Source organism: Streptomyces sp. NPDC005955 (assembly GCF_042871255.1).
GTDB lineage: Bacteria > Actinomycetota > Actinomycetes > Streptomycetales > Streptomycetaceae > Streptomyces.
On record NZ_JBIAIF010000014.1, the window covers coordinates 114231 to 126282 of the forward strand.

15 protein-coding genes and 1 riboswitch are annotated in these 12052 nt (G+C 72.4%); of the genes, 5 read left to right on the forward strand and 10 right to left on the reverse strand.

Going from position 1 to position 12052, the window contains the following annotated elements; translation table 11 throughout:
• Positions 1-195 precede the first annotated feature (195 nt).
• Positions 196-1347 carry an aminotransferase class I/II-fold pyridoxal phosphate-dependent enzyme gene (locus ACFYOU_RS27710; protein ID WP_391309309.1) on the forward strand — a complete coding sequence of 384 codons (1152 nt, stop codon included), beginning with the start codon at positions 196-198 and terminating at the stop codon, positions 1345-1347.
• Between the two features lie 45 nt (positions 1348-1392).
• Here ACFYOU_RS27710 and ACFYOU_RS27715 read toward each other — a convergent pair whose 3' ends face one another.
• Both ACFYOU_RS27715 and ACFYOU_RS27720 read right to left on the reverse strand, forming a co-directional pair.
• Positions 1393-1644 carry a DUF397 domain-containing protein gene (locus tag ACFYOU_RS27715; RefSeq protein ID WP_391309311.1) on the reverse strand — a complete coding sequence of 84 codons (252 nt, stop codon included), beginning with the start codon at positions 1642-1644 and terminating at the stop codon, positions 1393-1395.
• A gap of 10 nt (positions 1645-1654) precedes the next feature.
• The gene (locus ACFYOU_RS27720; protein WP_391309313.1) at positions 1655-2512 is read right to left on the reverse strand and encodes a Scr1 family TA system antitoxin-like transcriptional regulator; all 858 of its coding nucleotides are present in this window, start codon (positions 2510-2512) and stop codon (positions 1655-1657) included.
• Positions 2513-2801: 289 nt separating this feature from the next.
• Between ACFYOU_RS27720 and ACFYOU_RS27725 the strand changes: the two genes are divergently transcribed.
• Entirely contained in the window at positions 2802-3260 is a 459-nt protein-coding gene (locus tag ACFYOU_RS27725) for an ATP-binding protein (RefSeq protein WP_389768288.1), read from the forward strand.
• Positions 3261-3292: 32 nt separating this feature from the next.
• Here ACFYOU_RS27725 and ACFYOU_RS27730 read toward each other — a convergent pair whose 3' ends face one another.
• From ACFYOU_RS27730 to ACFYOU_RS27745, 4 genes are all read right to left on the reverse strand, one after another.
• Positions 3293-3877 carry a DUF6328 family protein gene (locus ACFYOU_RS27730; protein WP_391309315.1) on the reverse strand — a complete coding sequence of 195 codons (585 nt, stop codon included), beginning with the start codon at positions 3875-3877 and terminating at the stop codon, positions 3293-3295.
• 132 nt (positions 3878-4009) lie between these two features.
• Positions 4010-4483: a C40 family peptidase gene (locus tag ACFYOU_RS27735; RefSeq protein ID WP_385760073.1), complete on the reverse strand. Its 474-nt coding sequence runs from the start codon at positions 4481-4483 to the stop codon at positions 4010-4012.
• A 4-nt stretch (positions 4484-4487) separates the two neighbouring features.
• Positions 4488-4685, reverse strand: a riboswitch (cyclic di-AMP (ydaO/yuaA leader).
• 300 nt (positions 4686-4985) lie between these two features.
• Positions 4986-5288: a hypothetical protein gene (locus tag ACFYOU_RS27740; RefSeq protein WP_389768293.1), complete on the reverse strand. Its 303-nt coding sequence runs from the start codon at positions 5286-5288 to the stop codon at positions 4986-4988.
• Positions 5289-5294: 6 nt separating this feature from the next.
• On the reverse strand, positions 5295-5933 hold the full coding sequence (locus ACFYOU_RS27745) for an ATP-dependent Clp protease proteolytic subunit (protein WP_391309317.1): 639 nt from the start codon (positions 5931-5933) through the stop codon (positions 5295-5297).
• Between the two features lie 58 nt (positions 5934-5991).
• Here ACFYOU_RS27745 and ACFYOU_RS27750 point away from each other — a divergent pair, with 58 nt between their 5' ends.
• Both ACFYOU_RS27750 and ACFYOU_RS27755 read left to right on the forward strand, forming a co-directional pair.
• Complete coding sequence (locus tag ACFYOU_RS27750; RefSeq protein ID WP_391309319.1) at positions 5992-6270, forward strand: type II toxin-antitoxin system prevent-host-death family antitoxin; 279 nt, start codon at positions 5992-5994, stop codon at positions 6268-6270.
• Between the two features lie 288 nt (positions 6271-6558).
• On the forward strand, positions 6559-7197 hold the full coding sequence (locus ACFYOU_RS27755; RefSeq protein ID WP_391309321.1) for a LysE family transporter: 639 nt from the start codon (positions 6559-6561) through the stop codon (positions 7195-7197).
• Positions 7198-7805: 608 nt separating this feature from the next.
• Here ACFYOU_RS27755 and ACFYOU_RS27760 read toward each other — a convergent pair.
• Positions 7806-8063 (reverse strand): hypothetical protein, encoded by a 258-nt coding sequence (locus ACFYOU_RS27760; RefSeq protein ID WP_391309322.1) that lies wholly within the window; start codon positions 8061-8063, stop codon positions 7806-7808.
• Positions 8064-8436: 373 nt separating this feature from the next.
• On the opposite strand from ACFYOU_RS27760, the gene ACFYOU_RS27765 reads away from it, so the two are divergent.
• Positions 8437-10002 (forward strand): alpha/beta fold hydrolase, encoded by a 1566-nt coding sequence (locus ACFYOU_RS27765; RefSeq protein WP_391309453.1) that lies wholly within the window; start codon positions 8437-8439, stop codon positions 10000-10002.
• Positions 10003-10068: 66 nt separating this feature from the next.
• On the opposite strand, the gene ACFYOU_RS27770 is transcribed toward ACFYOU_RS27765, so the two are convergent.
• The 3 genes from ACFYOU_RS27770 to ACFYOU_RS27780 all read right to left on the reverse strand — a co-directional run bounded on the left by ACFYOU_RS27770 (position 10069) and on the right by ACFYOU_RS27780 (position 12008).
• Positions 10069-10797, reverse strand: a complete 729-nt coding sequence (locus ACFYOU_RS27770; RefSeq protein ID WP_391309324.1) for a 1-acyl-sn-glycerol-3-phosphate acyltransferase — start codon at positions 10795-10797, stop codon at positions 10069-10071.
• 159 nt (positions 10798-10956) lie between these two features.
• Positions 10957-11790, reverse strand: a complete 834-nt coding sequence (locus tag ACFYOU_RS27775) for an arylamine N-acetyltransferase (protein WP_391309326.1) — start codon at positions 11788-11790, stop codon at positions 10957-10959.
• Positions 11791-11837: 47 nt separating this feature from the next.
• On the reverse strand, positions 11838-12008 hold the full coding sequence (locus ACFYOU_RS27780; protein WP_385494651.1) for a hypothetical protein: 171 nt from the start codon (positions 12006-12008) through the stop codon (positions 11838-11840).
• Between the last annotated feature and the right edge of the window lie 44 nt (positions 12009-12052).

A 12052-nucleotide genomic window follows, 5' to 3' on the forward strand; every position in this document is an offset into this window, starting at 1 on the left:
CTACGCCACCCCGGCAGGCCAAGGAGACTTTGCACAACTCTGTCGCACCGACGTGTGGGTGTTGCCACATCCTGGCCCGGCGGAGCGGCCGTTAGGGTCTGTGCACTGCCTACAAAACCACCGGGCCCCGCCGGCTCCGGAACACCCGGGCGGGCGCGCCCCGGCTCCGGACCACCCACCACCCCGGAGGCACGCGTGCGGGCAACGCCGTTCGACTGGATCGACGCACGGGCCGAACGCCGCCGTGCCGAGGGACTCCTGCGCACCCTGCGCCCGCGCCCCGCCGACTCGCCCCTGCTCGACCTCGCCGGCAACGACTACCTGGGGCTCACCCGCCACCCGCGGGTCACCGCCGCCGCCGCGGACGCGGCGCTGCGGTGGGGCGGCGGTGCCACCGGCTCCCGGCTGGTCACCGGCACCACCGAACTGCACACCGCACTGGAGACGGAACTCGCCGCCTTCTGCGGCTTCGAATCCGCGCTCGTCCTGTCCTCCGGCTACACCGCCAACCTGGCCGCGCTCACCGCGCTCGCGCCGACCGGCTCCCGCATCGTCTCCGACGCGGGCAACCACGCCTCCCTCATCGACGGCTGCCGGCTCGCCCGCGGCACCACCGACGTCGTCGCGCACGCCGCGCCCGACGCCGTCCGCAAGGCGCTCGCGTCGGGCGGCGGGCCCGCCCTGGTCGTCACCGACTCGGTCTTCTCGGTCGACGGCGACGCCGCCCCCCTTCCCGAGTTGGCCGCCGTCTGCCGCTCGGCAGGGGCCGCGCTGCTGGTGGACGACGCCCACGGGCTGGGGGTCCTCGGCGCCGGCGGCCGGGGCGCCCCGCACGCCGCGGGCCTCGCCGGCACGCCCGACACCGTCGCCACGGTGACCCTGTCCAAGTCGTTGGGCAGCCAGGGCGGCGCGGTGCTGGGCCCCGCCCGGGTCATCGAACACCTGGTCAACGCCGCGCGCACCTTCATCTTCGACACCGGCCTCGCCCCGGCGGCGGTGGGCGCCGCGCTGGCGGCCCTTCAGGTGTTGCGCGCCGAACCCGACCGGCCCGCCCGGGTCCGCGCCGTCGCCACCCGGCTGCACGGTCTGCTGACCGACGCCGGCTTGACCGCCGTGCGCCCCGATGCCGCCGTGGTGTCCGTGCGGGCCCCGTCACCCGGGGCGGCGCTGGGCTGGGCCGCCGACTGCCGCACGGCAGGGCTCGCGGTCGGCTGCTTCCGACCGCCGTCCGTACCCGACGGGATCTCCCGGCTGCGCCTGACGGCGCGCGCCGACCTCACGGACGCCCAGGTGCGGGAGGCGGTCCGGGTGGTCGTGGACCGGGCACCGGCGGGCGCGCGGCGCTGAGGGGTTCGGGCGCCCGGGGGAGTGCGACGGGGACCGACGGGGGGATCACCGAGGGGCGATGCCGTCGAGGAACGCGGTCCAGGTACCGGGGGCGAAGAGCAGCACCGGTCCCCGGGGGGCCTTCGAGTCGCGCAGGGCGAGCCGCCCGGCGGCCGGGCCACCGGCGGGCCGGGCCGTTTCGATGCAGTTGTTCATCCCCGTGCTCCGGCTGCTGCGATGCCAGTGGACGTCGCCCAGTGAGGTGCTGTCGATCAGTGAGGTGGTGCGACAGGGAAACGGCCTCGACCGGTCGGACATGGTGCCTCCTTCACGCGCCGTGACGGACCCCCGCGATGAAGTCCAGGGAGTCCTCGGGAGAAAGGGCCTGCGCCTCCAATGAGGTGAAAGCGTCGAGATACGCCTTCACCTCAGGTTTTCCCTCGAGGTAGAGGCTACTCGTGAGGTCATCGAGAACGACCACATCCAGATCGTCGGTTTTCGGAAAGGAGAACAGGACGAAGGGGCCGGTGAGCCCGATGTGTTCGCCGGCCGAGAACGGCACCACGCTCAGCCGCACCAGCCCGCGGCGCGCCGTCGCGAGCAGGTGGTCGAGTTGCCCCGCCATCACGGCGGACCCGCCGACCGGGCGCCGCAGCACCGCCTCGTCCAGGACCGCTTCGAGCCGGGGCGGCGCCGCGCGGCGCAGTACCTCCTGCCGGGCGAGCCGCACGTCCACCAGCCGTTCGAGCTCCCCCTCCGGAAGGCCCACCACCGAGGCCCGGGTCACCGCCCGTGCGTAGCCGGGGGTCTGGAGCAGCCCCGGCACCACCACGGTCTCCAGGGTGCGCACCCGGTTCGCCTGCTCCTCCAGACAGATGAAGTCCCGGTAGGCGGGCGGCAGCAACTGCCGGTAGTCGTGCCACCAGCGGTGGCCGGACGCGCCGTCCGGTTCGGCGAGCGCGAGCAGCAGGTCCCGCAGCGACGCGTCGTCGACCCGGTAGAGGTCGAGGAGGAGCCGCACGTCATCGGCCTTCACGCCGCTGCGCGCGGTCTCGATCCGGCTCACCTTCGACTGGTTCCAGCCCGCTCGCCGCGCGGCCTCCCCGCTGGTGAGGTCCGCATCGAGGCGCAACCGGCGCAGCTCGGAGCCGAGTTTGCGGCGGCGCACGGCGGGGCGGTGCTGCATGGCCGACTCCTTCCGGCCGGGGGTGGCCCACCGCCAGACGGTAGAGGATGCCGCGACGATGGGGGGCGCGAGCGGCGTGCGGAGGTGGCGAAGGGGCGTACTGCCGGACTTGCCGCCCGGCGCGGAAGAGTTCACCGCTTCGAGCGACAGATATATGCACATCCTCGTGGATCGGCCCCCGTGACCGGCGCGCAGATGGCAGGCTGGCCGCAGCACCAGTCCGGGACCGTCCGCGAACCATCCGCCTCACGCCGGAGTCCGGTCCCGGTGGGAAAGGGACGACGTCGCCATGGCAGACCATCAGGAAGCATCCGTAACCCTGCCGAGCGAGCCCGCTTCGGTCCCCGTCGCGCGTGCCTACGTGAGTGACGTCCTCGCGGACTGGGGCCTCCCCGCCGATACGGGGGTGACCGACACGGTCCGACTGATCGTGTCGGAGTTGGCGACCAACGCGATCCAGCACACCCTCGGTCAGTCGCCCACGTTCACCGTCGACGTGGAACTGCTCAGGGACGAGCAACTGCGCGTCGGGGTCACCGACAGCCATCCACGCCACCCCCAGCGCCTCCCGGCGGCCGTCCAGCAGGACAACGGCCGGGGCATGGCCATCATCCGCTCGCTCACCGTCGAACACGGGGGTCGGCTGTCCGTCAGTCCCACCCCCGAGGGCGGCAAGACGGTGTGGATCGCGCTGCCCGTGCAGCGGTGGTGGCGCTCGCCCCGGGCTGACCGTCCCGCCCAGCGCTGAGGTGCGGGGGCGTGCGCAACGACGAGAACCGGTCAGGGCGGGCCGTCACTGCCCGGTCCCGGACTCCCTCCCCGAGCCCCCGGGGTCCCGTCCGGATTCCGTCCGTCGCCCTCCCCCGGGGCCCGTGCGGCCGAGCGGCGGTTCAGACGCCGCAGCACCTGCCAGGGCAGGACGACCCACAGCCCCGCGCACACCGCCAGGGTGCCCGCGGCGGCGAGGACGCCCCCGGCGCGGCCCACGGCCACGTCCACCGCGAGCAGCACCGATCCGGTGAGCGCCAGGGACAACGCCCCCAGTCCGAGTTCGGTGAGCCGGGAGGACACCCACACGATGTCGGGCTTGGCGCCCCGTCGGAACAGGTAGCGGTGGATCGCCGCGGGGGCCGTGAACAGGGCCGCGGCGAGGACCGCCAGGCACAGGGAGACCACGTACGTGCTGCGCTGCACGAGGTCGAGGGACGGGAAGCGGGGCGTGAACGCGAGGGTCAGCAGGAAGGCGAAGAGGATCTGCACACCGGTCTGGGTGACGCGGAGTTCCTGGAGGAGTTCCCCGAAGTTCCGGTTGGCCCGCTGCACCGAGCTCTCCGCGGGGGGACGCTCGGACCGGTCATCAGTCATGTGTCATGGGTAACCGGTCCGGGGCGCTTCAGCGGGGACCGAAAGGGTGGGGAACGCACACGCCCCGTTCCCCACCCCGTCAGACGGTCAGCACACGGGTCCCCGTGCGCCCCGCTCAGTTCGTCGCATCGCTCACCGCACCCGTCCGTACTTGACGCTCTTGGTCCAGATCTTCGTGAGCCGTACCACGTCGCCGGTTTTCGGGGAGTGCCACATCTTGCCGCCGCCGGCGTAGATGCCGACGTGGTAGACGTTGCTGCCCGAGTAGAAGAAGACCAGGTCTCCCTTGCTGCGGTTGCTCGCCTTCACGCGCTTGGTCTTGTTGTACTGGCCCGCAGCCGTACGGGGCAGGCTCTTGCCCGCCTTCTTGTACGAGTACAGCGTGAGTCCGGAGCAGTCGAATCTGCTCGGCCCGGTCGCGCCGTACCGGTAGGGAGCGCCCTTCTTCGAGGCGGCCACCTTGAGTGCCTTGGTCGCGGACGTCGCGGCGGACGCCTCTGAGGCGGCGCCGGGAGCCACTATGCCGCCGCCCACGGCGACGAGCGTCAGAGCCGAGGCCGTTCCGGCCCTGGTCAGCAGCGACGGGACACGATTGAGCGCAGTCATTGCGCAACCCTTCGTCAGCCGCCTGTGAAGGATGACCTGTCGGGTTCGGGCAGGCGAAGATGCCCGGCCGCTCACGCGGCTTCACCCCAAGGGCCCGCCCGGATCTCTCCGGCGGCCCGTCTTGCTCGGGTCCTCCACTCCTGCCGATCCACTCCTGTCGACCTGGCGTCCGGGCGGCGGCAGGACTCGGCGTCCGCCCGGACCGCCCCGCCGCTGTGGCGGGGGCTTGTCGTCGGAAGGGATCTTCACGCATGAACACCCGAAAAACCGAACGTTACCGCTGGTTTGTGAGTCTCCTCACCCCTGACCCGTTCAGGTGGACAGTCCTCCGAGCGGGCGGAGCCGCGGACATCGGACGACGTCTGTACCAGCGGTGAAACGTCGTTTGCTAAGGATCGGGTAGACATATGAAGCAAGTCGGAACCCCATGGATGTCTACCCTTTAATACGCTGATCGGGGGTACCTCGTCCGGGTCGTTTCAGGTGACTTCCGGACGCCGGGTCAGTTGCCGTCCGGTGGCACCCCGACGCGCGCCGCCCGTCGTACGCCGTCCAGGGTGCGCAGCGCACGGGCCAGCGTGTCGGCGTGCACCTGGCTCTCGCCGCGCTGGTGCATCAGCGCCAGCGCGTCCCGCAGCTCCACGGCCTTGCCGACGAGCGCCTGCGCGGCGCGCAAGCCTCGATAGGTGTCGTCGGCGCGCGCGGGGTTGATCCGGCCGAGCAGGTCCACGGCTTCCAGGTACCGGTCGATGAGTTCCCCTTCGGCACGGGTCAGCGCCGGCAGCGGGGGCAGGTCGGGAACCACCGTCGCCTACCGGGTGGCCGGCACCGCAGGGGTGCCCTTGCGGTTCGGCACGATCCGGTCGACCAGTCCGTACTCCAGGGCCCGGGGCGCATCGAGGAACAGGTCGCGCTCGATGTCCGCGGCCACCCGCTCGCGCGGCTGCCCGGTGTGCCGGGTCAGCAGTTCCTCCAGCAGGTCGCGGGTGCGCTGGAGCTCGTCGGCCCGGGCCGCCAGGTCGTCGGCCCGGCCCCGGACGGGTTCGGCCAGCGAGGGCTGATGGAGCATCACCCGCGCCCCGGGCAGGGCGAGTCGCTTGCCCGGCGTGCCCGCCGCCAGGAGGACGGCCGCCGCGGAGGCGGCCTGTCCCAGGCAGATCGTCTCCACGTCGCAGGTGATGAAGCGCATCGTGTCGTAGATCGCGGTCATGGCCGTGAACGAGCCGCCGGGCGAGTTGAGGTACAGCGAGACGTCCCGGTCGGGCGCCGCGTGTTCCAGGTGCATCAGTTGGGCCGTCACGTCGTTCGCCGCGGCGTCGTCGATGGGGGTGCCCAGCATCACGATCCGCTCGTCCAGCAGCTTTCCGTACGGGTCGAGCGTGCGCGGGCCCCAGGAGGTCCGCTCGGTGAACTGGGGCAGGACGTGGCGGGCCGCCGATCGGAGGGTCACGACGATCGTCTCCTTCGAGAAAAAATGTACAGGATGTACATGTCGTTATGATGGGAGCATGGCTCACGAGATCCCGGTCACGCAAGCACGTGCCGAATTGGCCGACCTGATCAACCGCGTCGTGTACGGCGGTGAGACGGTCGTGCTCACCCGGCACGGCAAGCCCCTCGTCGCACTGGTCTCGGCGGATGACCTGGGGAAACTCAATGAGCTCAAGGAGCGTGAGGGCGAGCCGACGATCAGTTCCGTGTCGTCCTTGCACCCCCTTCCCTCCGCTCCGGGCGAACGGCGCCGCTTCGGGATCACGGCGGAGCACCGGGGTCCGGACGCCCGTTAGCGCGTCTACGCGCCCCTTGGCAAGACTTCGCGCCCGCGCACGCCCCATCAGTGCGCGGGCGCTGCTGTGCGCTCCGGGTCCGGACGTCCGCCCTGCGGGATCACCCCTCGAACGGACGGGGCCGGATGGGAGCCCCCGGGAGGGGCCGGACGGCGGGGAACGGACCAGGCGGCCCCGGATAACCGACCTGACGGTCTGTTTCTAGGGTGGCTTCCCCTCGGCCCTCCGGCGGCGCTGCTGCGGTCACACCCCTGGAGACGCGGTGCGGTGCAGTGCTGCAATGGGGGCATGGTGTCCCCCGATCGGTTACTCGCCTTCGCGGCGATGTCCTTGGCCCTCATCGTCATCCCCGGCCCCAGCGTGCTGTTCGTCATCGGACGGGCCCTCGCCCAGGGGCGTCGCGCGGCCCTGACGACGGTGGTGGGCAATGCGCTCGGTGCCTATGTCCTCGTCGTGGCCGTCGCGTTCGGGGTGGGGGCGATCGTGGAGCGTTCCGTGGTCGTCTTCACCGCGCTGAAGCTGGTGGGCGCCGCGTACCTCGTCTACCTCGGGGTCAGGGCGGTGCGACAGCGACGGGTGACGCCCGAAGCCGCCGCGGCGCAGGGCGTGGCCCGGGGCGGTCTGCGCACGCTCTGGGACGGCTTCCTCGTCGGCGTGGCCAACCCCAAGACCATCGTGTTCTTCGCGGCCGTGCTCCCGCAGTTCGTGGACCGGACGCAGGGCGACGCCGTCGCCCAGATGCTGGTGCTCGGAGTCGTCTTCAACGTCATCGCCCTGGTCTGCGACAGCGTGTGGGGTCTCGTCGCGGCCACCGCCCGGGGCTGGTTCGCCCGCTCCGCGGAGCGTTACGCCGTGGTCGGCGGTGTCGGCGGCTGCACGATGATCGGCCTCGGGGTGACCGTCGCCGTCACCGGTCGGGTGGACTGACCCGGCGCCGCCCCCCCCGAAGTCCCACGGGCGGCACGGCACGACCACCGCTCCCGTGCCCGCCGCCCCCCTGCCCGCCCTCGCCCCGTGCCCGCCGTGCCCGCCGCCGTCGTCCTCCAGTCGGGCGCTCCGTTGCCGCCCGGCGCACCCGAGGGGCGCTCGGTGACGCCCCTGGGTCGTCCCCCCGTGCCTGTCCGACACCGCCGCGCCCTCGTCGGCCCGGCTCGCCGACCGAGGCCGCACCTTCGCACACCGCCCGCCTCGTCCGTCTCACCGGCGACGACGTCCTCGGCGGCGGCGCCATCGTCGCCGTCCGACTGGGAGATGTGCCTGCTCCGCTGCCGGATGCCGTCGCTGACCCCGTGCGGGCCCACACCCGGTCCCGCCGGTACCCGCCCCGTGCCGGCAGCAGAAGCTCACCGTGGCTCTTCGCCGGCCGTCGGCCCGGACGGCCGATGAACCCGGTCCGCCTCCGCGCCCACCCGCGGCGGACCGGCGTCCCGCAGCAGCAGCGCGGCAGGACCTCCGCCACCCGACTGGTCACCGGAGCCCGAGGAACCCGGGCCGGTACGCCCCCGCGACCACTCGGGGTGGCACCAGGACCGACCTCACCGGGTCCAGTGGTGGAAGCGCGCGCGCTCCGGCCCGCACGCGCCGTCGGCGAGGGCCTCCTCGTAGCCCTGCCGCACGGCGGCGTCGACCTCCGCCTTCGACGCACCCATGGGCAGGTACGCGCTGGAGTGGACGACGCACGACGGGTCGTGGACCGGCCACAGCGCCCACGACCCGAACGCGACGACGGCCGCCGCCGCTGTGAGCACGGCTGCGAATCGGCGGCGCGGTGTGGAGAGAAGACGGGACGTCACCAGCGGATGGTACGGAACGGCGCCCGGACGGCGGACGGCCGGGGCCTCGTGCCGGCCGACAGCGAAGGCGCCTTCGGCGACCACCTTCGGCGACCGGATGCGGTGCCACCACGACCGACCTCGTCGAGGAACGCGCGACGCGTCACCACGCGCCCCCGGTGCCAACCGCCGGATACCGGACGCCACCGGACACGCCGGTGAGCGGTACGCGGCATCCCGGTTATCGGATTGGCAAAGAAGTCGAACCCCGTCTGTTGTCAGGGACCCCTCACAGGACAGGATCACGCTGCCTTTACTCGCATCTGCCTACGGGAGATCCCACTTGAGACGGACACGAGCAAGTCGGGCCACCGCGCTCGGCTCCGCGGGAACCATGATCGCGGCCACCCTCATAGCCGGCGCGCTGGCCGCTCCCGCCGCCAGCGCGTACGAGGGCCGCGACCGGGACCGCGACGAGGTGCGCGGTCAGGAGCGCCAGCAGATCGGCGCCGCCATCGCCGCGACGCGTGCCGCCGAGGCCGGGGTCGACTGGAAGGACTGTCCGACCGACTGGGGGCTCCCCAAGCCCATCCAGTGCGGATGGGTGACGGTCCCGCTCGACTACGCCAAGCCGTTCGGCAAGCAGATCAAGCTCGCGGTCGACCGGATCGGCCACACCGGCACCCCCGAGGAGCGCCAGGGCGCCCTCGTCTACAACCCGGGCGGACCCGGCGGCTCCGGCCTGCGCTTCCCGGTCCGGGTCACCGCCAAGAACCCGCTCTGGGTCAAGACCTCCAAGGCGTACGACTTCGTCGGCTTCGACCCGCGCGGCGTCGGCCACTCGGCGCCGATCTCCTGCATCGACCCGCAGGAGTTCGTCAAGGCGCCCAAGATGGACCCCGTGCCCGACAGCGAGGCCGACAAGCGCGTCCAGCGCGGGCTCGCCGCCGCCTACGCGGACGGCTGCGCCGAGCGCAGCGGCGAGATGCTGCCCCACATGACCACGCCGAACACCGCACGCGACCTCGACGTCATCCGGGCCGCACTCGGTGAGGAGAAGCTCAACTTCCTGGGCGTCTCCTACGGCACCTACCTGGGCGCCGTCTACGGCACGCTCTTCCCCGACCACGTCCGCCGCCTCGTGGCCGACAGCGTCGTCAACCCGTCCCGCGAGAAGATCTGGTACCAGGCCAACCTCGACCAGGACGTGGCCTTCCAGACGCGCTGGAACGACTGGCTGACCTGGGTCGCCAAGAACGACGCCGTGTTCCACCTCGGCGACACCCGCGCCGAGGTCGAGGAGCAGTGGCGCACGCTGCGGGCCACCGCCAAGAAGGACCCCCTCGGCGGGGTGGTCGGCCCGGCCGAGCTGATCGGCTACTTCCAGTCGGCCCCGTACTACGACTCCCGCTGGGTGCCCGTCGCCCGGGTGTGGAGCCAGTACGTCGCCGGGAACACCCAGGCACTCGTCGACGCCGCCGCCCCCGACCTGTCGGACACCGCGGGCAACGCCTCCACCGAGAACGGCAACGCCGTGTACACCGCCGTGGAGTGCGCCGACGCCAAGTGGCCGCGCGACTGGCGCACCTGGGACCGGGACAACACCCGGCTCCACCAGAAGTACCCCTTCCTCACCTGGTCCAACGCATGGATGAACCTGCCCTGCGCGACCTGGAAGTCGAAGCAGCACACCCCCGTCGAGGTCACCACCCGCAAGGGGCTGCCGCCCGTGCTGATCGTGCAGGCCGCCCGTGACGCGGCCACGCCGTACGAGGGCGCGCTCGAACTGCACAAGCGGTTCAAGGGCTCCCGGCTGATCACCGAGGAGAACGCCGGTTCGCACGGCGTCACCGGGATCGCCAACCCGTGCGTCAACGACCGCGTCGACACGTACTTGCTGACCGGCGAGGTCGACCGCAAGAACGTCAGCTGCGCCCCGCACGCCGCACCGAAGCCGTGACCGGTCCGGCGCGCCCGGCTCCGGCCGGGCGCGCCGGCTCCCACCGGCAACGGGGCGGACGGGGCCTCAGCGCCGCGGCAGCCGTCTGCGCCGCGCACCCGTCGCGCTCCGGCCCGCGGCGTCCTCCTCGGCCTTCACCACCGCCGCGTAGCGGTCCACGTACTCCTGGCCGGAGAGACCCAGCACCGCGTACATGATCTCGTCCGTGACGGCCCGCAGGACCGCCTTCTCGTGCTCCATCCCCGCATAGCGGGAGAAGTCCAGCGGTGCGCCGAACCGGATCGTCACCGGCCGGGGCCGGGGCAGCACCTGCCCCGGGGGCTGGGCCTCGAAGGTGCCGATCATCGCGCACGGGACCACCGGCACGCCCGCGCCGAGCGCCATCGCCGCCACCCCCACCTTGCCCTTGTAGAGGCGGCCGTCGTGCGAACGGGTCCCCTCCGGGTAGATGCCCAGCAACTCGCCCTCGGCGAGGACGCCGAGACCCTCCCGGATCGCCGCGGCCCCCGCCTCCTTGCCCGAGCGGTCCACGGGGATCTGCCCGGCGCTGCGGAAGAACGCCGAGGTGAGCCGGCCCCGCACCCCGGGCCCCGTGAAGTACTCCGCCTTCGCGAGGAAGGTGATGCGGCGCTTCAGGATCGCCGGCATGAGGAAGTGGTCGGCGAACGAGAGGTGGTTCCCGGCGACGATCGCCGCCCCCGACTCCGGTACGTGCTGGAGCCCCTCGATCCTGGGCCGGAACAGCAGCCGCAGCAACGGCCCCAGGAGCACGTACTTCAGCGCGTAGTAGAACAAGGCGTCTCTCCCAACTCCACCGCCCGGCACCCGTGCCGGGTGCCGCGGGGCCGGGCCGGACGCCCGTGCGCCGGACCGGCCCTGGACGACCGCCGCGGTTGACTCGGGACAGGATGTCAGCTCCTGACCCGTGGGTGCGGACCTTCGCCCGTCCGGCCGTCAGGGCAGCCGGGTGCCCTCGGGCAGGTCGATGCCGAACTCGGCGGAAAGGACCTTCAGCCGCTCGGGGTCGCCCGTGAGCGCGCGCACCGACCGGGTGCCGGCCAGGTCCAGGTGGGTCAGCTCGTTGCCGACCAACTGGAGGTGGTGATCGGTGAACGTGCGCAGCACGTACACGGAGGAACTGAACGGGGACCGCGGGTGCGTCGCGACGTGCCAGTTCGCCACCGCGTAGTCGGGTGCCTCGAAGGGCTCCTCCGTGAAGGCGTACTGGACCTCCCAGGCCCCCGACTGCCAGGACTGGAGCAGCCAGGACCGCAGCGGTCCGGTCCGTTCCCCGAGGACCAGTCGGTGGCGCCGGCCGCCCTCCGTCTCCGTCACCGAATCGGCGACGAAGGGTATCGCCTCCAGCAGCGAGCCCGGGGAGCCGAAGCCCACGTCCGCCAGGTACGGGTGCGGTTCACCGGGCACCTCGACGAGCAGCGTCATGTGGGTGCGGGGCCGGAGCACCCCCGGCTGGGCACCCACCTGGACCCGGGCCATCAGCCCGGTCACCGTGAAGCCGAGCCGGCGCAGCACGGCGGTGAAGAGGGTGTTGTGCTCGTAGCAGTAGCCGCCGCGCCGGGAACCGAGGAGCTTGGCCGTCACCTCGGCGAGGTCGAGCGAGGGAGCCGCCCCCAAGGCCGCCTCCAGGTTCTCGAAGGGGATGGCGAGCTGATGGGCGCGGTTCAGGCCGCGCAGGGTCGCGGGGGTCGGGGTCCGTCCGCCGCTCCAGCCGAGGTGGTCGAGGTAGGCGTCGAGGTCGAGGGCGGGGGCAAGGTGGTCGCTGGTCATGGGGGAACGGTACGGGACGTGCCGTGGGGCACGTCCCGTGTCTTCCGTCAGGAGTCGCGCGCGACGACCATGCCCAGGGTGGTCAGCCCGACCACCACCCAACCGAACCAGAGCCAGCCGTTGCTGCCGAGCGCCACCGAGTAGGCCGACACGGCCACCAGGGTCCCGAGGGTGAGCGCCCCCATCGTCCTGGTCGACCGCTGCGTCGCTTTGGGCATCGTGACACCCTCCTCACGCCCGCCCGGACTTCCCGCGCCCGGGC